The following is a 25,924-nucleotide window of genomic DNA, read 5'->3' as shown; positions in this document are numbered from 1 at the left end:
ATTAATTAGGTGATTTAATGAAAAAAATTTCTTTGTCAAAATTATTTTTGACATTTTTTAAAATTAACGCCATAACTTTTGGCGGTGGCTATACAATTGTTCCTGTAATAAAGGACATTTTTGTATCAGATTATAAATTAATTGAAGAAGACGAAATGATGGATATAGTTGCCATCTCTCAAGGTGGTCCTGGTGCAATGGCGATATCTTGTTCCGTTTTGACAGGATATTATTTGAGAGGACCTATTGGTGCTGTAACTTGTCTTATAGCATCATCTTTACCCTGTTTAATAATCTTATCTGTGATTTCAAATTTTTATCAAGAATTTAAATCTAATTTTTTTATAAACGCAGCCCTAGAAGGTATTAGCGGAATAATTTCAGCTGTTTTATTTATAACTGTTTTTAGAATGGGAAAAGCTTCATACCAAAAAAATCCACGTTTCACTATTTTTATGTTAGTTTTAGTATTCTTAGTTGGATTTTTTACAGATATAAACACAGGATTAATTATTTTATTCTGTGCAGTTGCAGGTATTTCTTATTTTAGCGTAATGGAGAGATATAAAAATGCTTAATTTATTTTTAATATTTTTTAAAATCGGATGCTTGGCATTTGGCGGTGGATATGCAGTAATTCCTCTAATATCAAAATATGTTGTAGAGCAAAACGCCTGGATCACAACTAGGGAATTTATAGATTTAATTTCAATTTCACAGATGACACCAGGACCAATTGCAATTAATTCTGCAACCTTTGTAGGTCAAAATGTATATGGAATAATTGGCTCTATTGTTGCCACAATGGGTCTTGTCCTTCCACAATTTGTTTTGATGATGGTACTTGGATATTATTTATTTAGTAAAAATAAAAAGTTTAAAATTATGGACTATTCTCTTCTCGGTATAAAAGCTGGAGTTGTGTCACTTATTTTTATAACAACATTAAAACTATTTAAGTCATCAGTATTTCCAGAAGGATTTCAAATTGACGGTATGAGTATATCTGCACTTATTTCTTTTATAGTTGGCTTTATTTTATATACAAAAAAAATAGACCTATTCAAATTAATAGGTCTAGGTGCTGCCATTGGAATAGCAACAAAATATATCTTAAATTTTATTTAGTAGGTTTTCTCTATTAATATCCTTTGTCAAAGTCCACTATATTTTTAAAATCTCCATCATATTTTAATGCTTTTAAATTGTGATAAGCTGCATCAAACTGCCTCTTTTCTATATCTTCGCAAGAAAATGACATATGGGGATAAATATACACATTTGACATTTCCCAGAGAGGCGAATCTCCACTCAATGGTTCTTCTTCAAAAACATCTAGTGCAGCTCCCTTTACTTTTCCACATTTAATAGCATCTATTAGTGCACTTTCATCAATTGTGGCACCTCTTGAAATATTTACTATTACAACTCCATCTTTTAATTTTTCAAAACGATCCCTATTTAAAATATGATGAGTTTTTTCCGTTTCTGGAAGACACATTATAATATAATCCATTTGATCTATAATTTTATCAAGCTCTTCTATGGAATATACATTATCAAAAGGCTCTACCTTTCTTCCACTAGTATTAAATCCATTTAATTCCATATCAAAACCTTTAAGTCTTTTTGCCCCCGCAACGGCAATTGTTCCAGTCCCCATAAACAATGTTTTCTTATTATATAGATTAAATGAAAAATTTCTCTTTTCCCAAATCTTTTTGTCTTGGTTTTCTATATTTTTTCTGTCATCTTTTTCCACTTGTAAAAGCCCATAGACAATCCACTCAGAGATAGGATCGTCATAAGCCCCCTTATTATTTGATAAAATTATTCCCTTTTTCTCAATATAATCTAAATCCATAAAGTCAATTCCAACAGAAGTCAAAAATATATATTTCAAATTTTTATGATTTTTGTAATTTAATTTATCTAAAAAACTCGCTCCAATTAAAATATCTTCACCATAATCTTCTCTTTTATTTGGATTTTTCCCATCAAAGGAAACTACTTCATATCCCAATTTTTCTATCACTTTTCCATATTCTTTTTCAAGATAAGTATCAAGCAAAACCTTCATTTATTCCTCCGCAAATTTTTTTATAGTTTCTAAAGCCTCGTCAAATTTATCTGTCATGACTGAATGGCCACAATCGTCTAATTTTTTAAAAGACGCACCTATCTTTTGTGCCAAAAATTTTCCATCCATATAAGAAATAACTTTATCATCATAACCGTGAAGCACAATGCTATTTATTTTTAAATTATTTCCAAAATATTCATAATTTCTTAGAATAGATGCTATATCCTCTAAATTTTTCTGTTTTGATGCTGCTAAAACATTCCTGTCAAATTCTTTTTTATCTGGAAGATTTACATTATATATAAAGGTTTTAAAAAGTATTTTTATAATATCAATTGTAGACTTTTTATTATTAATACCCATACTTTTAAAACTTTCTTCAATTAAACTGAGATTAAAATGCATAAAATTATTTAAAATTTCTAAATTCTTCTCAGGATTTAAAAAGTCAAAGTCTGAAAGATACTCTTGAAAATTATTAGTAAGAATGTCAGCTCCATTAGTATTAAAAGGTGAATATCCCACCGGTGCTAAAAAAATTTCATTTTTAATTCTTTTTTTTATTAAATCATCTCTTGAAATTTCAAGAGCAATTCCTGAGCCAAAAGACCAAGATACTAAAGTGAAATTATTTAAATCTAGGTCTAAAATAAATTTCTTTAGATCACTTACTAGATCATAAATTGACTGCACTTTATTATTGTAAGAGCTTTCTCCAAATCCTCTCATATCAAGTGCATAAACCTCAAATCCATCTAAACTTTCTATTAAATTTATGAAACAAGAAGATGAAGACATATTTCCGTGGACAAATAAAATTTTTTCATCTGTTTTTTCTCCACCACAGAGATAAAAAATTGATTCACCATTTATATTTATGTAATTTTCCTTTAATTTCATCTTTCGCCCCCTAAAATAGGTTACATATTATTATATTTAAATTATATTCTAAAACTATAATTTAGTAAATAGCATTAATATTGTAAAAATTATTTAGGTATACTATAATTAATCTATAAATCGAAAGGAGTCTTTATGAGTTTTTTTAGAACTTTGCCAACTAAACTTAGTTTTAATACAAAAGAAAAAATTCAAATTGCAAATGCAGAACTCACCAGTGGAGATTTTGCCATCGCAATAGATATATTAAATGCTACAGACTCTTATGTAACAAATATTGAATTTGCCGTTAAATTTAAATCGATAGAAAAATCTTACTTATTTAATGGCAGCGAATTTTATTTTTCACAAAACGTAGAAATAGAACCCTACACAAGATATTATCTAGATCCCTTCTTGTTAGATGAAAGATTTTCCGATGCAAGAGCTATAGATATTTACATCACAAAATACACCTCTGACGGAAAAATTCACAACATAACAGAGAAAAACCATGAGATGAATCTTCCCGTAATCCCCGAAAGGAAACACACACAAATAAAGGAAACTCTTGGAGATGGTATAAAAACCTATGGTGAAAATCATATTGACTTCTGGCGTTGTACTTGTGGTTTTATAAATGAAAAGGAATCTAAGGAGTGCAACTTTTGTGGCAGAAATAAAAACTTTGTCCTAAACAATCTAACAGAACCTCTGATAAATTCTAAAATCTTAAATGTAATAGAGCACACAAAATCATCTTCTGATATAAACTTAAAAACTTTAGAAACACATTTAACTCAAACTAATTTATCTAAAATTGCTCCCAACGCTAAAAATCTTAAAATTGACAGAACTAATGAAATAAGTCAAAAAAACACTAAAAGTTTCCCCATAAAAAAGCTTCTTTTTTCTTTAATACTAATTGTTTTTTTGTCCTTTGTTTTTTTATTTGTATTTAATATAACTACAAAAAATAGAAATGAAAGTAAAATTGAAGATGCAAGAAACCTTGTATTAAGTGGCAATTATAAATCCGCTCTTGCAATTTATAAAGATGCTACAAAAGAAAAATCCAATCCAGAAGTTTCAAGTGAAATGGAAAATTTAAAAAAATTAATTAAATCAGATGAATATTTTCAAAAGGGAATTTCTCTTTACAATAATAAAAATTATATTGATGCAGCTTACAATTTTAAAAAAGTAATACAAGAAGACGAAAAAAATTATACAAATGCTCAAGACAAACTTTTGTCTATAGAAAATATTATTTTATCTGATGCGAGAATTGCTGTGAAAGATGGCAATGTTAGTAAAGGGATAGATCTACTTGATAATTATATTGAAGTTGTGCCAGAGTCTGCAAAAGCCATTAATTTAAGAAAAGAAATTGAAAATAATAGGGCTTTTGACATAAATCAAGTTAACAATCAAAAAGAAAACTTTGAAAAGGAAACTGATTACAAAGATGCAGCTGCCACTGCCAAAAAAGCAAGTGAACTATTGCACACTTACAAAAATGTGGCAACAGAAAAAGCAAACTTGAGAGAAGAACCTAGCGTAGATTCTGCAATTATTAAAATTTTAGACAAAAATACTGAACTATATATATTAGATACAAAAATCGAACAGGGCGAAAGAATTTGGTGCAATGTCGAAGTTAAAAGTGAAATATCTGGCGAAAATATAAAAGGTTGGATATCTGATAAAACTTTAAATTAAAATTTTTAAAATCTCCTCTAAGGAGGTTTTTTTATTTTCTCAATAATGAACCTTTTTACGCTTACAAAAGTCTTATAAGTAGATGCATCGTGAAAGGAGGAGTACATGATCCAAGTAATTACAGATAATTTTTTTGAAAACTTAAAAGCCGGCGATAAAGATTCCTTTGATCTTCTCTATGAAGAATACCACCTTATGCTATATAGGAGTGCATTTCTCATACTGGGAAATAAAGAAGATGCGGAAGATGTTCTTCAAGAAACCTTCCTTTCTATTTACAAAAATATAAATAACTTGTCAAGCAAAGAAAAACTAAGACCTTGGATTTTTACAATACTAAAAAATTCTTGCTACACTAGATATAAAAAAAGAAAAAAAGAATTCCCAGATGAATTTATTTTAAATAAAGTAGATTTAGACATAGATTCAAAGGGCGAGGACGAATTTGCAACAAGAAACGAAATTGAGGAAGCTTTATTAAAACTCAAGCCAAAGGAAAGAGAAGTTATTGTTCTCTTTTATTATGACGACTTATTTATTGAAGAAATAGCAAAAGTTTTAAGAACATTTAAGGGTACTGTCAAATCAAGACTTTTTAGAGCTCGAAATAACTTAAAAAAAGAACTAATAAAAATAGACCAAAATTACAGTGAGAAGGAGAGTATTTATGAATAATTTTGATGAGTATATAAAAAATAAATTAAATGAAAGTGTAGAAGATACTTTTCCTTCTGATTTCATTAAAAATAAAATTGACTTAGAAATTAAGTCGACAGAAAGGAAAGGAGATTTTAAAATGAAAAATAAAAAAGTTTTATTAATAGTTTGTGGAGCACTTGTACTTTCAATGGGTGTTTTCGCAGCAGGAAAAATAACTGGAACAATATCATCTTCAAGTTCATATTATAACTACACAAATTACACTGATATGGCTAAGGCAGAAAAGAAAGCTGGTTTTGATGCAAATGTTCCAGAAAATTTAGGTAAATATAAGTTTGATGGAATTACGATGGTTGATACAGAAGATATAGATGATGCTGGCTCAAAATTAAACAAGCGAAAAGAAATCGCTATAACTTATAAAAACGATGCTGAAAGAGAAATCATACTATCAATCGATAAAGCTTCCACACCTATTTCTAAAGAGGAATATCAAGAAATGAGAGAAATAAAAGGTACTCCTGTCTACTACTCAAAGCTTGAAAGCTTATTTATATCAGATGAAAATGACGCAACAGCAGAAGAACTTGAAAGATCAAAAAATGATCCATTCTTTACCATAGCAATTGGAGACACGTCACATGAAAGATTAAAATCTGTTTCAAAACACTTAATTTTTGATTACAATGGACTTAAGTATTCCATGATGGCCGACGAAAATATGGACGTTAATGAATATTTTGATATGGTAGGAGATATAATTAAATAAATTTTAAAAAGATATAATTTGAATAAATATTAGAAACTTCAAAGCATACAAAAAGGACCGCCTTGGTCCTTTTTTCTATATTTGCATAAAATTAATTTGCCCCACTCATTTTCTTGTACATCTCAATATTAGAGTCGTTTAAAAATTCATAAGCTGCATTTACTTCTTGAAATTTTTCTTTTGCACCTGGTTCCTTATTTAAATCTGGGTGATATTTCTTTGCCATTTTTCTATATGCAAGCTTCACTTCATACTTGTCTGCATTATAATTTATGCCAAGAGTATCACAAGCTTTTTCATATTGATCTTTAAATCCATAACTTGTGTTTTGTGATGAATTACTATTTCCATGACTGTTTCCATAGTTTGCACCTTGTCCATTATAATATCCTCCATAGCCCTGTTGCCTAAAAAATTCGTCAAACTGTGAAAAGTCATCAAAAGTTGTCCAAGTAAATCCTCCAAACTCTCTAAAGCGTCTGTTAAATTCTTCTTCTCTTTGTTTTCTCTTTTCCTCTTCTTGTCTTAACCTTTCTCTTTCTTTCTTTTCCCAATATGCTCTACCATATCCAGAAATATTTTCAAATTCATTTTCTTTTCCAAGTAGATAGTGATCTGCCCTGTCATAGAAAAATTCTGTCACCATGTAGTGAATATACTTTAAAAAAGATTCTGACACATTCCCGAGAAGTGGCACTACAATTGCCAATATAATTATTGTAGAGAGCCATTTATTTTGAGAAAGTCCTTGCCACGCAAAGGGATTTAACAATAAAAGTATTATCAAACATCCGCCCATGGAAATTACATACAAGAAAAATTTTCTAATAGCAGAAAACAAATCCACTGCAATATTTACTATTACTATCAAAAAAGTCAAAATTAGGTCAAAAAGTTTACCCAATCCTTTGTAAAAATATCCTAAAATTTTATTCATTATCTTTCCTTTTTCTATACTCTTCTATAAATTTATTATCTTCAATGACAAGTTCCCATTCATTTGCCAAAAATTCCAAGTGATGTGTGAACTCGTGAAGCAAAACTTCTTCTAACTTTTCTTTTAAAATTTCTCTTGATGCATATCTATACATTTCCATAAAAGACCCATAATAAATTTTTATTAATCTACCTATGACAGACCTTTGATACTCACCCATAATGAGAAGATCTTCCTTAGTAGATTCATCATGATACTTTTTTTCTTCTGTCAAGATTATACCACCATTTAAGTTTTCATAGGCATAAGTTGGAATACTTTCGCAGATTTCTTCTAAAATTTCTTCAACTTCATCTATTCTTTCCAAATAAAATTCATCATAATAAGAGGGATCTTTCAAATTTTCATCGCAAATATTCACCTCAAAATTTATATTATTTTCTTTTGAAATATTTAAATTACTTCTTTCATCGAAATCATAAAAATTTTCATTGCAAATATTATCTTCTTCAAAATCATTATCTATGTAATCTTTTGACATAATTCACCTCTATATAGAAAAAACTGTAGTATTCTACAGCTTTCTACAATTACTTTTATAATACCTAAGAAAAAATTTTATACATCTAAATTGACTAGCTTTTCACCAGGAACTGAAGACAATAATCTCTTCGTATAATCTCTTTTTGGATTTTCAAAAATTTCTTCGGTTTCATTATACTCCACGCATTTTCCATGATACATCACTAGAACTTCTTCTGCAACATATCTCACAACAGAAAGATCATGGGATATAAAGATAATCCCAAGGCCAAGATTTTTCTGCAAATCTTCCAATAAATTTATTATTTGTGCCTGTATTGAAACATCTAATGCTGATGTCGGTTCATCTGCAACAATTACTTTTGGATCAACGGCAAGAGCTCTTGCAATTGAAATCCTCTGCCTTTGTCCTCCAGAAAATTCGTGAGGATATCTATTTATATGATACTTTGAAAGACCACATAACTCCATAGTTTTCAAAACTTTTTTTTGAATTTTTTTCTTATCTTTCTCACGATTTAAATTTATTATTCCCGATGCAATTATATCTTCACACTTTTTTCTAGGGTTCAAAGACGAATAAGGATCTTGAAAAATCATCTGCACATCTTTTCTGTAATCTCGCAAATCTTCTTCATTACAATCTAAAATATTTTTATCTTCATAAATTATTTTACCACTTACATCAGGATAAAGACCCATTATACATCTTGCGAGAGTAGATTTTCCTGATCCACTTTCTCCAACAATTCCAATTGTCTGAGCACTTTTTAAATCAAAGGAAATATTATCCACTGCTTTTAAAATTTTATCTTTTTTCTTAAATTCTTTAGTTACATTCATAACTTGTAATATTTTTTTATCTTTCATAACATCACCCATACAGAAAGCAACTGACCTTATGGCCATCTATATCAATTTCTTCTGGAATTTTCTCTTCACAAATTTTCATTTTTTTATCGCATCTGTCACAAAAATAACAACAATCCTTTAGGCCAATTGGATTTGGAACAGCACCTCTTATAGAATAAAGTTTTTCTCTTTTTTTGTGTGCACTTGGTATTGATTTTATTAATCCCTTTGTATAAGGGTGAAGAGAATTTTCAAAAATTTCTTCTACACTTGCTCTTTCAACAACTTTTCCTGCATACATTACATTCACATAGTCCGCAATATCAGAAACAACAGCCAAATCATGAGTTATAAAAATAATTGAAGTGTTCATATCTTTCTTTAATTTTTTCATTAATTCCAAAACTTCTTTTTGAATTGTGACATCAAGAGCCGTCGTGGGCTCGTCTGCTATTAAAAGTTTTGGATTTGAAGAAAGTGCCATTGCAATCATAATTCTTTGCCTCATCCCACCAGAAAGTTCGTGAGGATAAGAATTATAAATTTCTTCTGCTCTATCTATCTCAACTTTTTTTATCATCTCAACAGACTTTTCCTTTGCAGTTTTTTTGTCCATATTAAAATGAGTCCTAAAAACTTCGGACATTTGGTATCCAATTTTTAATGCAGGATTTAAAGAAGTCATTGGCTCTTGGAAAATCATAGAAATTTCATTTCCCCTTATATGTCTAAGCTCTTTTGCTGAAAGTTCTAAAAGATTTTTTCCCTCAAAATTTATTTCTCCGGAAATCTTTTCAATGGAAGATTTATCGAGAAGCCCCATAATGGCAAGTGAAGTAACAGATTTTCCCGATCCGCTTTCTCCTACAATTGCCGTTGTCTTTCCACCTAAAATATTTAAGTCTACTTTATTTACTGCTTTTACAATTCCATCTGAACTTTTAAAAAACACTTCAAGATCTTTTATTTCTAATAACATACTACCTCCTGAATTTTGGATCAAAGGCATCTCTAAGAGCATCGCCAACAACATTTAAAACTAAAATTGTTATTGCAATTGCAAGTCCGGGAAAAAATGTCATATACGGATAATTTCTAATATACGCTCTTCCTTCTGAAAGCATTTGACCCCACTCTGCCTCTGGCGGCATAATTCCCATTCCTATAAAAGAAAGAGAAGCTGCAGACAAAATCGCAGTTCCAACTCCAATTGTTGCTTGAACAATTATTGGTGCAAAACAATTGGGAAGAATTTCTGTAAAAATTAATTTAAAAGTTTTTACACCAGATAATTTTGCAGCTTCAACATATTCAAGATTCTTCACTGATAGAACTTGACTTCTAACAATTCTAGCATAACTTGGTATGGAAGAAAGTGAAACCGCTAAAATTAAATTTTTCATTCCTCCTCCAAGTGCTGCTGCAAGTGCAATTGCAAGAACTAGTTGTGGTATGGATAAAATAGTGTCCATAATTCTCATTATAATTGCATCAAAAATTCCTTCATAATATCCAGCAAAAGCTCCAATTATTACTCCAATCACAGTTGAAATTATGACAGATGTAAATCCAATCTTAAGGGATACTTTTGCACCATGTAAAACTCTTGAAAAAATATCTCTGCCAAAGTTATCCGTTCCCATTAAATGCGTGCTTCCTGGCTTTAAAAAATTCTCTTTTGGATATTGCTTTGTATAATCATAGGGAGATATTACATCTGCAAAAATTGCAACAATAATTATTAAAATTAAAATTACAAGAGCTACTACTGCAACTTTATTTTTGCTATAATATTTAAAAAAATTTTTTAGTCTTTTTTTCATATCCCACCTACTTGTACTCTGACTTTATTCTAGGATTTATAAATCCATATAAAATATCAACTACAATTGAAATTAGAGAATAAACTATTGCAATAAGCATTATTGCTCCAAGAATAGTTGGATAATCTCTAGTTTTTATTGACTCCACCATTAATCTTCCAATACCAGGAATAGAAAAAATTGTTTCAGTCAATATACTTCCACCTAAAAGTCCACCTGCTTGAAGCCCAATAGTTGTTATAACAGGAATCATAGCATTTTTAAGTGCGTGAACAAAAATAATTTTTGATTTTTTAAGACCCTTTGCTTTTGAAGTTCTAATATAGTCCTTGTCCAAAACATCAAGCATAGCTGATCTTGTCATTCTCATAATTACTGCAGAAGATTGAAATCCCAAAGCAATCCATGGAAGTATCATGTGCTTTATAGAAGAAAATCCAGAAGCAGGAAGAACTCTAAGTTTTGTTGAAAAAATAATTATTAATAGAAGCCCTGACCAAAAAATTGGCATTGCAAGTCCAATCATACCAATAGTTGTTATTATTGAATCAACAATAGTATTTTTCTTTAAAGCTGCAATTATACCAAAAGCAATTCCAAAAACTATTGCAATAACAAGACTTCCACCTGCAAGTTTCATAGTCGTTGGAAATACTCTTAGAAGTGCTTCTGATACTGACTTCCCTGATTGGTAACTAGTTCCCAAATCAAAATGGAAAACTAAATTTTTTAAATAACTTCCATATTGTACAATAAAAGGTCTATTAAGACCCAAGCTTTCTCTTATGGCATCTACAGCTTCCTTTGTAGCGTCAGGCCCTGCAACTGCAAGAGCTGCATCTCCTGGTGATAAATATAGAAGAAGAAATACTATAAAGCTCACACCTAAAAGTGTGGGTATTAATATTAAAAGTCTTTTTAAAATATATTTTGTCATATCTAATCCTTTCATTTGTCAGAAAAGATAAAATTCACCAAAGAGGACCTTGGTGAATTAAAAAAAAATTATTTTTCTAGAAGAAATACATCTTTAAGTTCTTGCGGATATTTTGGAAGAAGATCAAGACCTTCTACTTTGTTATTACTTGCCACAATTGTTTCTCCATAACAAATATATAGCCATGGATATTCTTCGTTTATAAGCTCTTGGGCTCTCTTATAAATTTCTTCCCTCTTAGAATCATCAACCGTTAAAAGGCCTTCTTTTATTAAATTATCAAGTTCTTCATTTCCAAAGTACATATAATTTGGACCTTGCCCCTTATTTGCAGAAGAAAAAGGTTGCAACAATTCATAATGTGCATCAACAACTGAAGGATTCCAACTCATAATAAACATATTATGTTCTTTTCTTTTTAGAGAATCTATAAAAGCACCCCATTCTAGTCTTTCTACATCAAGACCAATGCCGTATTCTTTTAGCTGATCTTGCATCATTGTAGCGACATTTACTCTTTGAGTATTATCAGAAGTATATATAGAAAGATTTGTGCCTTCTGTAACTCCTGCAGCTGCAAAAAGTTCCTTAGCCTTTTCTTTATTTACTCCATTTGGTTTTATTGAATCTGCGATAGAATATTTAAAATTTGGATTGACAGGACTTGTTGCAAGTTTTCCACTTTCCATATACACAGTTTCAAAAATTGTATTCATGTCAATGGCATTTACCATTGCCTCTCTAGCTTCTTTTTTATCGAAAGGAGCTTTTTCCATGTTAAATCCTATAAAGTGAATTGAATTGTCAAGTTTTCTATAAAGTTTCAAATCATCGTGATCTTTAATATTTGGAACTTCTGCTGGATCAATCCTATAAGCAAGATCAACTCCACCACTTTCAAGTTCTATAATTCTTTGAGATGCTTCTGGGATAACTTTCATTTCAATTCCAGAAATTTTTGGTGCATCGCCCCAATAATTTTCATTTACTGAGAATGTTGCATGGTCATTTTGTACCCATTCGTCAAGTACAAATGGTCCCGTTCCCATTGGCTTTGTTGCAAGATCTGCTCCACCTTCCACATACTTCTTAGATAAAATAGAAACAGCAGGATGTGAAAGTGAATTTAAAAATGCAGCATCTGGTTCTGTAAGTTTAAATGAAAATGTTAAATCATCTTTCTTTTCATAAGAATTTGGATCAATCTTTCCATAGAAAGATTCAAACTTTTCGCTTGATGCAGCCCTTTTAAGTGTGAATATTACATCATCAACAGTAAGCGGATCTCCATTAGAAAACTTAACTTTCTCTCTTAACTTAACTTTAAAAGTTTGTGGATCGGGATTTTCAATTGATTCTGCAAGAGAATTTACAAGTTCACCCTTTGAATTTCTTTTAACTAAAGTATCGTAAACTTGAATAATAATATTTTCTGCATAGTCGTCATTTATCGAATTTGTTTCTAATGTAGTTGCATCTTCTGCAACTGCTACTTTTAGTACAGGTGCTTCTCCCTCTTTTTCTTCTTTATTAGAGCAACCTGTCATAAAAAGTGCAATCATTAAAGCCATAACTACTATTATTCTTTTCTTCATTAATCATCGTCCCTTCTTATTCTTCTTATATCTGCTCCAAGATTTCTAAACTTTTCTTCTATATTCTCATATCCCCTGTCAATATGATGAATTTCAGAAATTTCAGTCTGTCCCTCAGAAACAAGCCCTGCAAGAATAAGTGCAGCCCCTGCTCTTAAATCTGTGGCAGAAACCTTAGATCCATATAGTTTACTCTTACCCAATAGAATAGCTTCTCTATCTATTACTTTTATTTTTGCTCCCATTTTCTTTAGCTCTTCTGCATGCATAAACCTGTTCTCAAAAACTGTTTCAATTATGGAAGATTGACCATCAGCTTGTGTTAGAAGTGCCATAAATTGAGCCTGAAGATCTGTTGGAAATCCTGGATGTGGAAGAGTCTTTATTTCAATTGGTTTAATATCTTTTGTACCAATAACTCTAACACAATCTCCATTTTCAACTATCTTTGCACCACTTTCCTCTAATTTTGCAATCACAGGTTTTAAATGAGAAGTTATTACATTTTCAATAGTAATATCTCCGCCAGTTATAGCAGACGCAACCATAAAAGTTCCCGCTTCGATTCTATCTGGTATAACTTGATGTGTGCATCCTTTAAGTTTTTCCACACCCTTTATTTTTATAGTAGACGTACCTGCCCCCATTACCTTTGCTCCCATTTTATTTAAAAAGTTTGCAAGATCTACTATCTCTGGTTCCATGGCACAATTTTCCATAACAGTTTCTCCCTTTGCAAGTACAGCTGCTGTCATAATATTTTCAGTTGCACCTACAGATGGAAAATCTAAATAAATTCTATTTCCAATAAGATTATCACACTCTGCTTTTATCTCACCATGAGTCATCTCAATATCTGCCCCTAAAGCTCTAAATCCCTTTAAGTGAAGATCAATTGGCCTTGTGCCAATATTACAACCTCCAGGAAGAGAATTGTGTGCCTTATTTAATTTTGCGAGAAGAGGTCCCATCACAAGAAAAGAAGCTCTCATTTTACTCATAAGTTCATAATCTGTTTCATAAGAATTAAGACCACTTGGATCTATTACAAGCTTATTCCCATCTTTATCTATTTCAAGTCCAAGTTCTCTCAAAACCTCTGTCATTATTTCCACATCTTTTAATTCTGGAACATCTTCTAAAACAATTTCTTCTGTTCCAAGAATTGTTGCCGCCAAAATTGGAAGTGCTGCATTTTTCGCACCTGAAATTCTAACATTTCCCCTTAGTGGACCATTTGGTTTTACTAAAATTTTATCCAAAAGGATTCCTCCCATTTATTATATTTAATTATTTATATCAATTTAATTATATCATAGACTTTTAGAATATATAAGAATTTAAAATTATAGCATCTTAATAAATTTAAAAAATCATTATAGCTTTCTTAAAACTTTATAACTATAAAAATGGTGTAAAAATTTCTTCTTACACCATAACATTTTTTAATAATTATATAAAACTAAATTAATATTTTTAATTTAAGCTATAAAAAATTATTTTCCCAATTTATTTTCTCTTCCATAATAAAATAAATATTGATTTGCAAATCCAGCATTTTTTCCAAAAACTTCTCTGCCACGCATTGCAATTTTTGACTTTGGTGTGACTTCTTTTAAGTAAAGTTTTTCCATTACTCTTTTTATCCACACATCTACGGGAAATGACTCTTTCCTATCAAAGGCAAAAAGTAAAATACAATCTGCCACTTTTGGCCCAACACCTGGCAAAATTTGAAGTGCAGCTCTTGCATCTTCTAATTCCATTTTTTCTATTTCAGAAATATTTACTTCTCCACTATCTATTAATTTCGCAGTTTCAACAATTCTCTTATCTCTAAATCCAACTCTTGCAAATTCTCTAAGATCTTCTGCTTTAGCTTCTTTCAATCTATCTGCACTTGGAAAGGAAAAATACTTTCTATTTTCATCCTCTGAAATAAAATCTCCATACATCTGTGAAATTTTTTCAATAGACTTTTTTATTCTTGGAATTTGATTGTTTGCAGAAATGATAAAGGAAATAATAGTTTCGAATTTTTCTTGATTTAAAATTCTAATTCCCTTGCCATATTCTGTGGCATTTTTCATTATTTCATCTCTTGATAATTCATCTATTATCTCTTTATAATTTCGATCTAGGTCAAAATAATTATAAAAAATTTGATAAAAAGATGCTTTATCTACTCCTCTTAAAACAATTTCTCCGTTTATTTTTTTTACATTTGCAACTTTCCCATTAGTTACAAAAGTAAAACTTCTATCACTTTCTTCAAACCACCTAAAAGCCTGTCCACAAGTAAAAATATCCTTTGGGTCGAATTCATATAAATCACTTATTATGCAAAAATCTTTAGCAAAACTTATCTTCATTTAAACTCCCACAAATAAAAAGCCTATTAATAAACAATAGGTCAGCCAATTTCTTTCATAAAATAAGAAAGAGTGAGTAACGAATCATTCAATCTAATATTTTCAACTACAACTCCCTCTGGTCCCTTTAAATCATAAGGTGCAAAATTCCAAATACCTTTGACGCCAGCATTAATAGCTCTTCTTGCAACATCTTCACAAAATTCTTTTGGCACAGTAATAATTGCAACATCAACGTCTTTTTTCTTTATGTATTCTTCCAAACTTTTCATATTTCTAACTTTAATTCCACTTATATCGTCAATATCATCTTTGATGTCAAAAAGTGAAATCACATTAAAACCGGATTCTCTAAATCCATTATATCTAGCAATAGCCTGCCCAAGTCTTCCTGCTCCAATTACTATACTATTATAGCTCTTGTCAATTCCAAGAATTTTGTCAATTTGTTCTTTTAAAGCTCTCGTATTATACCCATAGCCTTGCTGACCAAATCCGCCAAAATTATTTAAATCTTGTCTAATTTGCGAAGCACTAAAGCCAGTCATTCCACTTAATTCTTTTGAAGAAACTCTTTCAATACCAGTGTCAATTAATTCCTTTAAATATCTGTGATAAACTGGCATTCTTCTTATGACAGTTTCAGAAATTCTCCTTGTATCTTTCAGCAAATTAACACCTCCAATTGTTTATATTATAACAATCTTTTCTGTTTTTGTAAATTAAGTAACTCTTATATTGCAATAAGCTTTTTAACCAAAATAACATTTTAAAATAAAAACTCAATCTCAATTAAAATTCCCTGTACTGAAAATCTTGTATCAATAAATTATTGTATTTTGGTCTTAAAAATTTTCATAATTTCTAGTCTTAATTTAGTAAGTTCTCTCCTTATTTGATTTATTTTTCAATATAAACTATTATATAATGTATATTTTTATACTAAATTTATAAATTATTTTATATCGAGGTGTTTTTTTTGAAAGTAAATAAGTATGAAGAAATGAAAAAGAAAATTCCAAATATCAAAAAAATTATGCGGATTAGACAAAGTAGAAAGCAAGGCGACATGGGTTATATTGATTTCTTTATGCTTGGATTTGGTTCTATGGTAGGAGTTGGATGGGCAGTTTCGTCTAATCACTGGATTGCACAAGCTGGTGGGCCAATACCTGCCTTCCTCGGTTTTTTAATTGCAACGCTACTTTTAATTCCAATTGGTCTTTGTCACGGAGAACTTCTTGCAACCCTTCCTCAAGGTGGAGGTGTAATGATCTACACTAATAAGGCCTTTGGCAAAAATTTATCTTTTATTTCATCTTGGTTTTTGACTCTTTCTTATATAACTATCCTTCCTTGGGAGGCAATTTATATAAATACTATTTTAACTGATTTAATTCCATGGCTTTCAAATTCCAGAATACTTTATTATGTTGCAGGTTATCCAATCTATCTTTCTTCACTTGTCCTTGGAGTTATCCTCGCACTTTTATTATTTTTTATAAATTTTAAAGGCTCTAATTTTGCATCAAAGCTTCAATCACTTTTGTCAATTATAATAATTATAATAGGTATAATTGTCATTATCTTTTCTTTTAAAGCAGGAGATAAAAGCAATTTATATCCAATTTACAAAAATGTTGGAGAAGGAAGTCACTCTTCACTCTTTGGTGGAATAATAGCAATTGTTGTAATCGTACCATTTTTTATGTCTGGGTTTGACACAATCGCTCAGTCAGTTGAAGAAACTTCTCCAGAAAAGAAATTTAGAAATGTTGCAATTTCCATGGTTCTTTCAATTATTGCTGCTGGAGTTTTTTATGCACTTGTCATAATTTCAACAGGCAGTGTTTCTAATTGGCAAGATTATTCTCTTTCAAGTCCCCCTGCAATGGGATCACTTTTAAAAAATGCTTATAGTGGATCTTTTGGATACGCTCTAGACAAATTAATTGTAATAGGAACAGTTGCCGGACTCTTTTCAACTTGGAATGGTATGTTTATGGCATCAGCAAGACTTATTCAGTCAATGGCAAAAAATAATTTAATCCCAAAAGTTTTTGCAAAAGAACATTCTGAATATGGCACACCTATAACTGCACTCGTATTTTGCTTTTTCTTTGCAGCCATTGGCCCCTTTGTTGGAATGAACTTAATAGATCCACTTACAAGCCTTGGATCTGTTTCCTTTGTAATAGGATGGTTTTTAACTTGTCTATCACTTGCGGTTATAATAAATAAAGAAAAAGATTATTACACATCTTTTAAAGCTCCGGGAGGAAAGTTTACAATCTATCCCGCTATATTTATCTCTGGTGCAATCGTACTTTCAACTTTTATTCCAAAAACTCCTTCTTTTATGGGCTACACAGCTCTTATAATATTTTTTGTATGGCTAATACTAGGTATTGTATTTTTAAAAATTCACAACAAAAGAGAACATTAGATAATCAAAAAAGTAGGTCACCATCAAAATGATAGGCCTACTTTTTTCAATTAATACTTTAAATAAAATTCTCCGCAATCATACATCTTATAGATCCTCCGCCAAATCTTGAAATATTTTTCACATCAATGGGGAGAATCTCGTCATACTTTTCTATTATTCTTATCTTGTCAGGAGAAAGTGAATTGTATCCTTCCTTGGAAATTACAAAAAGATTCTTCCCTTCCCCCTTTAGCTCAATTGAATTCGCCGAAAAATTTATAAATTCATTGTATGTTAGAGAAATAATCTCCTTCCCACTTTCTCTTAAAGTTTTTAAAACTTCACCCTTATTTTCTACAATAAGTTCATCTGCAATTAATGTAAACTTCTCTGATACACTCATCATTACATTTGTATGATAAATATAAGATCCTTGGTCCTTTGACTTAAAATAAATTGGTTTTAATTTAAACTCGTCTGCAAATTTTAAAAATTCATCTTTGTCGCACCTTTTTGAAAGACTGGCGTAAGCAGTACTATTCCACCTGTCTATTACAACAACTCCTGTGCCCTCCAAAACTTTTCCCTTATCATTTTTAAAATTTATAACTTGAACATCTTTAAAATCAATAACTTTCTTTAACTGAGGAAGTAGTTTTTCATACTCCTTATTTCTATTTTCTGTGTACATCTGTGCAACAAAAATCTTTCCAGGAAAAGTAACAAAAACATTATTTGGAAAAATCGAATCTGGTGTCCTGTCATCAAAGTCTTCAATTACATCAACATGAATTTTATTTTTTCGGAGAAGATAAACTGCACTATCAAACTCCTCTAAAGCTCTTTTTTGTATTTCATCATCACTTAATTTATTTGAATCTTCTTGATAAATGTTGTCACTCGCCGTTTCTTCATTAAATTTAAAAGCATAGGGCCTTGTCATTATTATTTTATTAGTTATCATTTTGCTTTGCTCCTCATCTTATAATATCGAAAAGAAAAAACTCCCGCAATGCGAGAGCAAATTTCTAATAAAATTATTATCTATAATTAATAAATTAGTAGAAATTTATTACATTTTCAAGTAAAAGTAAATTTGTAATACTTCCAATTCCACCAGGAACAGGTGAGTAAGCTCTTATCCTTCCATTTACAGATTTTTCATCTAAATCTCCACGATATTTCCCTTCACTATTTTTTGAAACACCAATGTCTATTACAACTGCATCTTTATTAAAATAACTTTCATCTAAGGACTCTGCTCTTCCCATTGCTGTGAAAATAATTTCTGCGCCCTTAGTATATTTTTTTAAATCCTTTGTCCCAACATGACAAATGGTAACTGTCGCAAGCTCATTTAATAAAATCATAGAAAGAGGTTTCCCAACTACATTTGAATGATTAATTATAACTATATCTTTTTCTTTTACATCGTATCCATAAAATTTTAGAAGTTCGTCTGCTGCCTTTGCCGATTGAGGAATAAAACCACTGACATCTCCATTATATACCTTTGCCATATTAACTGGATTCATGCAATCAATATCCTTTTTTGGATCAATTGCAAGAGAAATTTTATCCTCATCTATACTTTTTGGAAGAGGTCTAAAAATAATTATACCTCCAACTTTTTCATCATCATTTAACTCTCTTATTTTCTCTAAAATTTTATCTTCTTCTACATCTTTATCAAAAATATTTAAATTTACACTCACTCCAAGTTTTTTGGCAGACTTTTTAATTCCATTCTCATAAGAAACACTGCCCGGATCTTTTCCCACTCTAATGGTAGATATTATTGGATTTAAATTTCCTTTTTTTATTTTTTCGCTTAACTTTTTGCTTTTGCTCTCAACATAATCCTTAGCATATAAAACCCTAGTCATTTAACTCTCCTTATTTGGAATATAAACTTCCACCGCTTCTTTTAATATTTTTATATTTACTGGAAGATCAGGTCCCTTATCTCCATCTATATCTATACAAATTTTTTCATTTTTATTTGAACTTATATCTACTTCGCTTACTGAAAAATACTTTATATCCTTAATTTCTTCCACATCGCCCTCAATGGATTTTTTTAAAACAGACATCCTATACCTTAAATCACTATTAGTTAAAATTACCAAGTTTGCCTTTCCAGTATTCATACTATTATTTATACTTGTAAATTCAAATTTGCCAACCTTAGATATAAGAGCAACGATTAAATGATCAACTTCCCCAAAGTAATTTCCATCATCAGATTTTACAATAAGATCATATTCCTCTGAAGTAGCTAATTTCCTCGCAGATTTTTTTACATAAGCTAGTCCTCCAAGTCTTGACTTCTCATCTGATGAAACTTCGTGTATCGCTTCAGGTACTGCCCCAATGGATGCAAATAAACTAAAAACCTTATCGTTAGCTTTTCCAATATCTATTTTTTTAGTTTTCTTAAAATCAAAGCACCTTATGGCATCATCTATTCTTCTTGGAATGCCCAATCTCTTTGCCAAAATATTTCCTGTACCTCCAGGTAGTATTAAAAGCTTTGCACTTGAATTATTTTTATACATCCCTAAAAGAACTTCGTTTATAGTCCCATCTCCGCCATAAACCCCTATGGCATCTGCATCTTTTACTTCACCAACAAATTTAGTTGCATCATTTTCTTTCTCAGTTCTCTTTATAATAACTTCATCAAAATATTTTTTAAGATTATATTCAATTTTTCCTATAAATTTTTCTCCACTCTCATTTCCAGAACTCGGATTATAAATAAATAAAATTTTCATACTTACCTCTTTCTAAATTTGAAAATTAAAAGCTTCTTATCAGTAGACAATCATACCACCATTGGGAGAAATAATTTGCCCTGTCATGTAAGAATTCTTATCTGAAATCATAAAAGAAACAAGCTCTGCAATTTCTTCTGCACTTGCAAGCCTTCCCATAGGGATTTCACTAGTAAGAGTTAATAAATTTTCTTTTCCAATTTCCCCAGTCATAGAAGTTTTTACTGCACCAGGTGCAATAGCATTTACTGTTATACCTGAATATCCCAGCTCCTGCGCAAGAGATTTTGTCAAAGCATTAATTGCTCCCTTTGTTGCAGAATAGTGACTCTCCATTGAGCCGCCAACAATTCCCCAAATAGATGACATATTTAAAATTTTCCCAGAATGCTTTTCTAACATATAAGGAAGTGCTGCATGAATTGTATTGTAAACTCCCTTTACATTTACATCAAAAATTTCATCCCAAATTTCTTCGTCAATATCTTGAAAAAGAAAATAACTTGATATTCCCGCATTATTAATTAAAATGTCCACGCCTTTAAACTTATCTGAAATCTTTTTAAACATATCAGTGACTTCCTTTGATTTTGAAACATCTGCTTTTATTGAAATTGCATCGACTCCCATATCTCTTATTTCTCTTTCAAGTTCTCTTGCTTCTTTTTCAGATTTATTGTAATTTATTATTATTCTATATCCATCATATGCAAGTCTTTTTGCAATAGCTCTTCCAATTCCTCTTGATGCCCCTGTTATAAGTACAGTCTTCATTTCTCACCCACCATTTAAAATTTATTATATCAAATTTATTTAATTTTGTTGATTTAAAGTTTTTTAAATTTTTTGGACGCAAAAAAACTATGCCAATCGACATAGCTTTTTAGGTAAATATGCTTTTTTATTAAATTTCCAATCTAGCATCCTCTTCAAAATTTTCTTCCGGTATTGGCTTTTTAATAATATGTTTATAATAAATTTTTTCAACTGCCATAGAAATAGCATTGTCACCAGTTACATTAGCTGCTGTACCAAAAGAGTCTTGAGTTAAGTAAAGTGAAATTAAAATTGTAGCAAGTGTTCCTGAAGAATCAATTCCAACTACTGGCAAAAATGGAAGTGCACTCATTACTGCTCCACCTGGTGCTCCCGGTGCTGCTACCATTGCAACTCCTAATATTGCTATGAATTTTACCAATAATCCAAAAGAGTTGTCCATGTTAAACATTGTAAGCAATGTATAAACACAAGCTGTAAGTGTAATCATTGATCCAGATAAGTGGACTGTTGCACAAAGTGGAATACAAAATTCTCTAATTTGTCTTGTTACACCTATTTTTCTGTTACAAGCAACATTTACTGGAATTGTAGCTGCTGATGATTGAGTTCCTACTGCTGTTAAATATGCAGGAATCGCTTCTTTTAAACATTTGAATGGGTTTCTTCCAGTATATCCTCCAGAAATAGAGAATAAAATAACCATATAAATAAGGTGTAGAGCAATAATACATAAAAATATTTTCCAGAAAATTCCCAAAATGGCAAATACTGAACCTGAATAAGATAAGTTGCAGAAATTACCAAAAATAAAAAATGGAAGTAAAGGTATTACAAATTTTACTAAAACTAAATTTATGATTTCATTAAATTCATTAATTGCCTTATAAAAAATTTCTCCACTTCCCTTTGTTCTCAAACCAGAAACTGTAAGTCCAAGCATAAAAGCAAGTACTAGTGCAGCTGTTACATCTATGAAAGCTCCTAATGGAATTTCAAAGAAAGGTGCAACTTCATTTGCTGTTGCTTCTTGAACTCTTTCTGCAAGTTCAGGTCTAATAAAACTTGGAAATATATTTGTTGACATTACATAGGAAAGAGACCCTGCAACAAGTGTTGATGCATAAGCAAGTCCCACTGTAACACCAAGTAATTTACCTGCACCTTCTGATAAATCTGCGATACCTTTAGATACAAAGGCAATAATCATTAAAGGAATAATGAAGTTTAAAAACGCTCCAAATAATCCTGATATTGTAATTGCAATTTTAGTTACCCATTCTGGTAAATATTGGCCAACTAGGATACCTAGTGCAATTGCTATTATAAGTCTAGGTATTAGACCTATTTTTTTCTTTTCTTTCATTTAATTTAATCCTCCTTAAGATTCAAAAACTTAGCCCTAATTTCTTGACCCGTTTTTGTACCTGCAAGTCCTCCAAGACCAGTTTCTCTAATTGATTCATTTAATAGATGCCCCACTTCTCCCATAGCTTGACATACTTCATCGAAGGGAACAATTGATTTTATTCCTGCCATAGCCATGTCCACTGAAATAAGAGAGTTCATCACACCAGATGAATTTCTAAATGTGCAAGGATATTCCACTAGCCCTGCTATTGGATCGCAGGCAAGCCCCATTACATTTATAAAAGTAATGCTGGCTGCATTTAGTGCTTCTTCGACAGTCCCGCCAAGCATTTCAACTATTGCACCTGCGGCCATTGCACTTGCAGAGCCACATTCTGCTTGACATCCTCCTTCAGCACCAGCAAATGTTGCATATTTACCAATGATTTGCCCAATTCCTATTGCTGTCAAAAGTCCATTTATTAAAACGTCATCATCTAAATCAAATTTATCACTCATTGCCATTAAAGCAGCAGGCAAAATACCTGAACTTCCTGCAGTAGGTGCAGCTGCAATAGTTCCCATATTTGCATTTGTTTCAGATGTGGAAAAGGCCATAGCCATTGCTCTAACTAAAGCTTTATTAGTTACAGGCTCTTTTTCTTTTTGATAGTCGAACATTTTTTTTGCAAATCCGTCTATCATTTTATATTCAGTATCATAAGATTTTTCTAAAGTATTCTGTGAAGACTTTTTCATTACATTTAAAATTTCTCTAAGACGCGACTTCATTTCCTCTTCACTAATTTTCAAACTCTTAGTCTGATCTTCTAAAACTAAATCATAAAAGTGGATGTTTTCATCATTACATTTTTTAATTATCTCTTGTGCTGTATTTAACATTTAAACCTCCACATATTTTGATTCAATATATCTACTATTATCTAAAAGTTTATTCTTAACCGATTCACTAGCTTTTTCATCAAGCTCAACAGTTAAAGTTACAATATTCTTAAGTTCATCTTTTGCTGTATTTATAGACTCTATATTGTAATCTTCTTCTGCAAGTACAGTAGAAACTTCTGCTATAACTCCTGTTTGTTCAGGATATTGAAATAAAAAAGTTGGAAATCTTCCATCAAAATTAACTTTAATTCCATTTATCTCTACGATTATTATATTTCCACCGCCAATTGACGATCCAATTACATATTCACTAGTGTCATCTTTATAATTAAACACCACTTTTACAGTATTTGGGTGATAATCTTCACCTAAATTAGTAGGAATAAATTTATAATTAATTCCTCTTGTATCGGCAATTTTGTAAGCATCTCTTATGGAATCGTCAAAAGTTTCAAAACCCATTATGCCACCTAAAAGTGCCTTGTCTGTTCCATGCCCCTTATATGTATATGCAAAAGATCCGTGAAGATAAAAATCCACGCTCTCATAATTTTTAGGACAAATTTTTGCTGCAACTCTTCCAATTTTACAAGCGCCAGCTGTATGTGATGAAGATGGACCAACCATTATAGGTCCAAGTATTTCAAAAGAAGTGTATTCCTTCATTAAATGTACCTCCTACTTTTAAAGATATTTTAGCATAAAGTGTTAATTTTGTGAATTAAATTATACTCCCAAAATCTTCTTTCTTTTTACTATTAAATAATTTCAATACCTAAAAATAAAAACTTTAAAAACACTAGATAATTTAGTAGTTAAAATTGATTTCAAAATAAATAGATATTTAAAGTATGTAAAATATGCTATAATATTTTTCTGAGAATATTCTTTATACAAGGAGGATTTATGAAAGAAAAAAAAGTTAAAGATCAAAATGATGTGGGCGGATTTTTAAAAGGCGTCGAAAGAGTGGGAAATAAATTACCTCACCCTGCCATGATTTTTGCACTACTTTGTTTAATTGTAATAATTATTTCACATTTTACTGCAAAGTCTGGACTTAGCGTTACATATTTTGATGCTAAAGCAAAGGAAAAAGTAACTAAAGAAGCTGTATCTTTACTTAACTGGGAAGGACTCGCTTATATTTTTAACTCTGCAACAGAAAACTTCACAAGCTTCGAACCTTTGGGTACAGTCTTAGTAGCTATGCTTGGTGTTGGTGTTGCAGAACACAGCGGACTTTTCAACGCAAGTTTAAAAAGACTACTTTCTAATGTAAACCCTACAATTCTAACTGCAACAGTAGTTTTTGCAGGTGTAATTTCAAATATCGCATCTGATGCAGGTTATATAGTAGTAGTTCCACTTGGAGCTTTGATTTTTGCAAATGCAGGTCGTCACCCTCTTGCTGGTATCGCCGCTGCCTTTGCTGGAGTAAGTGGAGGCTTTTCTGCAAACTTATTACTTGGAACAACTGACCCGCTACTCACTAACATAACAAACGAAGCTTTAAAAGCTGGTGGCATTGATTTAGAACTAGCTGCAACTTGTAACTGGTACTTCTTATTTGTTTCAACATTTTTAATTACAATAATAGGTACTCTTGTAACAAATAAAATTGTAGAAAAAAATTTAGGTAATTACACAGGATCTTATAAAGCAGATGAAACTCCCCTTACTGACCTTGAAAAAAAGGGGCTTAATAAAGCTCTTATAGCTCTTATAATTTATGCAGTAATAATGGCACTTCTCATGTTCCCATCTAATGCACCTTTTAGAGTTTTAGAAGAAGGCAAAAATGCAAAAACACTTAAATTTTTCTTAGGTCACGGTTTAATTCCTGGAATGTTACTTTTATTTATGATTCCTGGTATCGTTTATGGTAAAACAGTTGGAACTATAAAAAACTCACACGACTTTGTTGACACTATGACAAAGGCAATGCAAGGAATGGGCGGATACTTAGTTTTAGCATTTTTTGCATCTCAATTTGTAAATTACTTTAACACTACAAATCTAGGGCTGATACTTGCAAAAAATGGTGCTGATTTCTTAAAATCAATTAACTTAAATGGACTTCCGCTTTTAATTATATTTATCTTAGTTTCAGCATTTTTAAATTTATTTATGGGATCTGCTTCTGCAAAGTGGGCAATAATGGCTCCAATATTTGTGCCAATGATGTATGAAATTGGTCTATCTCCTGCACTTACACAAGTTGCATATAGAATTGGTGACTCTTCAACAAATATTATCACACCGCTTATGTCTTACTTTGCAATGATAGTTGTATTTATGCAAAAATATGACAAAGATTCTGGCCTCGGAACCCTCACATCTATGATGCTTCCATACTCAATGTTCTTCCTACTTGGATGGACACTTCTAATGATTGTGTGGTATCTACTTGGAATTCCAGTTGGTCCTGACGCACCACTTCATGTACAAGACATGGTTACAATGTTATTTATATAATAATTTTAATATTCTCAAAAATAAACCCGATGGATT

General features: G+C 30.8%; 26 protein-coding genes. 7 read left to right on the top strand and 19 right to left on the bottom strand.

Features of this window, described 5'->3' with window-relative positions; translation table 11 throughout:
• The first annotated feature begins 17 nt into the window (after positions 1-17).
• Both RH95_RS05785 and RH95_RS05780 read left to right on the top strand, forming a co-directional pair.
• Positions 18-578, top strand: coding sequence for a chromate transporter (locus RH95_RS05785; RefSeq protein ID WP_010245856.1), 561 nt, complete (start codon positions 18-20; stop codon positions 576-578).
• The gene (locus RH95_RS05780; RefSeq protein WP_010245853.1) at positions 571-1,128 is read left to right on the top strand and encodes a chromate transporter; all 558 of its coding nucleotides are present in this window, start codon (positions 571-573) and stop codon (positions 1,126-1,128) included. The genes RH95_RS05785 and RH95_RS05780 overlap by 8 nt, the downstream gene beginning before the upstream one ends.
• Positions 1,129-1,141: 13 nt before the next feature.
• On the opposite strand, the gene RH95_RS05775 is transcribed toward RH95_RS05780, so the two are convergent.
• On the bottom strand, positions 1,142-2,080 hold the full coding sequence (locus RH95_RS05775; RefSeq protein ID WP_010245850.1) for an NAD(P)-dependent oxidoreductase: 939 nt from the start codon (positions 2,078-2,080) through the stop codon (positions 1,142-1,144).
• Complete coding sequence (locus RH95_RS05770; RefSeq protein WP_010245847.1) at positions 2,081-2,983, bottom strand: alpha/beta fold hydrolase; 903 nt, start codon at positions 2,981-2,983, stop codon at positions 2,081-2,083.
• Between the two features lie 135 nt (positions 2,984-3,118).
• Here RH95_RS05770 and RH95_RS05765 point away from each other — a divergent pair, with 135 nt between their 5' ends.
• The 3 genes from RH95_RS05765 to RH95_RS05755 all read left to right on the top strand — a co-directional run bounded on the left by RH95_RS05765 (position 3,119) and on the right by RH95_RS05755 (position 6,113).
• On the top strand, positions 3,119-4,684 hold the full coding sequence (locus tag RH95_RS05765) for an SH3 domain-containing protein (RefSeq protein WP_010245843.1): 1,566 nt from the start codon (positions 3,119-3,121) through the stop codon (positions 4,682-4,684).
• 105 nt (positions 4,685-4,789) lie between these two features.
• Complete coding sequence (locus tag RH95_RS05760; protein WP_010245840.1) at positions 4,790-5,359, top strand: RNA polymerase sigma factor; 570 nt, start codon at positions 4,790-4,792, stop codon at positions 5,357-5,359.
• Complete coding sequence (locus tag RH95_RS05755) at positions 5,352-6,113, top strand: hypothetical protein (RefSeq protein ID WP_010245837.1); 762 nt, start codon at positions 5,352-5,354, stop codon at positions 6,111-6,113. The genes RH95_RS05760 and RH95_RS05755 overlap by 8 nt, the downstream gene beginning before the upstream one ends.
• A gap of 91 nt (positions 6,114-6,204) precedes the next feature.
• Here the strand turns inward: RH95_RS05755 and RH95_RS05750 are convergent, their stop codons facing one another.
• The 10 genes from RH95_RS05750 to RH95_RS05705 all read right to left on the bottom strand — a co-directional run bounded on the left by RH95_RS05750 (position 6,205) and on the right by RH95_RS05705 (position 15,843).
• Positions 6,205-7,050 (bottom strand): DnaJ domain-containing protein, encoded by an 846-nt coding sequence (locus RH95_RS05750; protein ID WP_010245834.1) that lies wholly within the window; start codon positions 7,048-7,050, stop codon positions 6,205-6,207.
• Positions 7,043-7,591 (bottom strand): metallopeptidase family protein, encoded by a 549-nt coding sequence (locus tag RH95_RS05745; protein WP_010245832.1) that lies wholly within the window; start codon positions 7,589-7,591, stop codon positions 7,043-7,045. The genes RH95_RS05750 and RH95_RS05745 overlap by 8 nt, the downstream gene beginning before the upstream one ends.
• Before the next feature lie 77 nt (positions 7,592-7,668).
• Complete coding sequence (locus tag RH95_RS05740; RefSeq protein ID WP_010245829.1) at positions 7,669-8,463, bottom strand: ATP-binding cassette domain-containing protein; 795 nt, start codon at positions 8,461-8,463, stop codon at positions 7,669-7,671.
• 4 nt (positions 8,464-8,467) lie between these two features.
• Entirely contained in the window at positions 8,468-9,424 is a 957-nt protein-coding gene (locus RH95_RS05735; protein WP_010245826.1) for an ABC transporter ATP-binding protein, read from the bottom strand.
• A gap of 1 nt (position 9,425) precedes the next feature.
• Positions 9,426-10,268, bottom strand: coding sequence for an ABC transporter permease (locus tag RH95_RS05730; protein ID WP_010245823.1), 843 nt, complete (start codon positions 10,266-10,268; stop codon positions 9,426-9,428).
• Between the two features lie 7 nt (positions 10,269-10,275).
• Positions 10,276-11,205, bottom strand: a complete 930-nt coding sequence (locus RH95_RS05725) for an ABC transporter permease (RefSeq protein ID WP_026038597.1) — start codon at positions 11,203-11,205, stop codon at positions 10,276-10,278.
• Positions 11,206-11,273: 68 nt separating this feature from the next.
• A complete protein-coding gene (locus tag RH95_RS05720; RefSeq protein WP_010245816.1) occupies positions 11,274-12,800 on the bottom strand; it encodes an ABC transporter substrate-binding protein in 1,527 nt (508 codons plus the stop codon).
• Positions 12,800-14,062: a UDP-N-acetylglucosamine 1-carboxyvinyltransferase gene (murA, locus tag RH95_RS05715; RefSeq protein WP_010245813.1), complete on the bottom strand. Its 1,263-nt coding sequence runs from the start codon at positions 14,060-14,062 to the stop codon at positions 12,800-12,802. Before murA ends, RH95_RS05720 begins: the two co-directional genes overlap by 1 nt.
• A 234-nt stretch (positions 14,063-14,296) precedes the next feature.
• Complete coding sequence (locus tag RH95_RS05710) at positions 14,297-15,172, bottom strand: DNA-3-methyladenine glycosylase family protein (protein ID WP_010245810.1); 876 nt, start codon at positions 15,170-15,172, stop codon at positions 14,297-14,299.
• Positions 15,173-15,213: 41 nt separating this feature from the next.
• Positions 15,214-15,843, bottom strand: a complete 630-nt coding sequence (locus RH95_RS05705; protein WP_010245807.1) for a redox-sensing transcriptional repressor Rex — start codon at positions 15,841-15,843, stop codon at positions 15,214-15,216.
• A 308-nt stretch (positions 15,844-16,151) separates the two neighbouring features.
• On the opposite strand from RH95_RS05705, the gene RH95_RS05700 reads away from it, so the two are divergent.
• The gene (locus RH95_RS05700) at positions 16,152-17,618 is read left to right on the top strand and encodes an APC family permease (protein ID WP_010245804.1); all 1,467 of its coding nucleotides are present in this window, start codon (positions 16,152-16,154) and stop codon (positions 17,616-17,618) included.
• Positions 17,619-17,676: 58 nt separating this feature from the next.
• Here the strand turns inward: RH95_RS05700 and RH95_RS05695 are convergent, their stop codons facing one another.
• The 7 genes from RH95_RS05695 to sdaAB all read right to left on the bottom strand — a co-directional run bounded on the left by RH95_RS05695 (position 17,677) and on the right by sdaAB (position 24,076).
• A complete protein-coding gene (locus RH95_RS05695) occupies positions 17,677-18,564 on the bottom strand; it encodes an arginine deiminase-related protein (RefSeq protein ID WP_010245801.1) in 888 nt (295 codons plus the stop codon).
• Positions 18,565-18,658: 94 nt separating this feature from the next.
• A complete protein-coding gene (locus RH95_RS05690; RefSeq protein WP_010245798.1) occupies positions 18,659-19,486 on the bottom strand; it encodes a bifunctional 5,10-methylenetetrahydrofolate dehydrogenase/5,10-methenyltetrahydrofolate cyclohydrolase in 828 nt (275 codons plus the stop codon).
• Entirely contained in the window at positions 19,487-20,377 is an 891-nt protein-coding gene (locus tag RH95_RS05685; RefSeq protein ID WP_010245795.1) for a diacylglycerol/lipid kinase family protein, read from the bottom strand.
• A gap of 39 nt (positions 20,378-20,416) precedes the next feature.
• Positions 20,417-21,151: an elongation factor P 5-aminopentanone reductase gene (gene ymfI / locus RH95_RS05680; RefSeq protein WP_010245792.1), complete on the bottom strand. Its 735-nt coding sequence runs from the start codon at positions 21,149-21,151 to the stop codon at positions 20,417-20,419.
• A 130-nt stretch (positions 21,152-21,281) separates the two neighbouring features.
• A complete protein-coding gene (locus RH95_RS05675; protein WP_010245787.1) occupies positions 21,282-22,520 on the bottom strand; it encodes a dicarboxylate/amino acid:cation symporter in 1,239 nt (412 codons plus the stop codon).
• Positions 22,521-22,525: 5 nt separating this feature from the next.
• Positions 22,526-23,407 carry an L-serine ammonia-lyase, iron-sulfur-dependent, subunit alpha gene (gene sdaAA, locus RH95_RS05670; protein WP_010245784.1) on the bottom strand — a complete coding sequence of 294 codons (882 nt, stop codon included), beginning with the start codon at positions 23,405-23,407 and terminating at the stop codon, positions 22,526-22,528.
• Positions 23,408-24,076, bottom strand: a complete 669-nt coding sequence (sdaAB, locus tag RH95_RS05665) for an L-serine ammonia-lyase, iron-sulfur-dependent subunit beta (protein WP_010245780.1) — start codon at positions 24,074-24,076, stop codon at positions 23,408-23,410. It lies immediately after the preceding gene.
• A gap of 240 nt (positions 24,077-24,316) precedes the next feature.
• Between sdaAB and RH95_RS05660 the strand changes: the two genes are divergently transcribed.
• Positions 24,317-25,888 carry an AbgT family transporter gene (locus RH95_RS05660; RefSeq protein ID WP_010245777.1) on the top strand — a complete coding sequence of 524 codons (1,572 nt, stop codon included), beginning with the start codon at positions 24,317-24,319 and terminating at the stop codon, positions 25,886-25,888.
• Positions 25,889-25,924: the final 36 nt, after the last annotated feature.

The sequence above is a fragment of the Peptoniphilus rhinitidis 1-13 genome, assembly GCF_000246925.1.
Taxonomy (GTDB): domain Bacteria; phylum Bacillota; class Clostridia; order Tissierellales; family Peptoniphilaceae; genus Peptoniphilus_A; species Peptoniphilus_A lacydonensis.
Note: the sequence above shows the minus strand (reverse complement) of the source record. Positions and strands in the feature narration are given on the sequence as shown.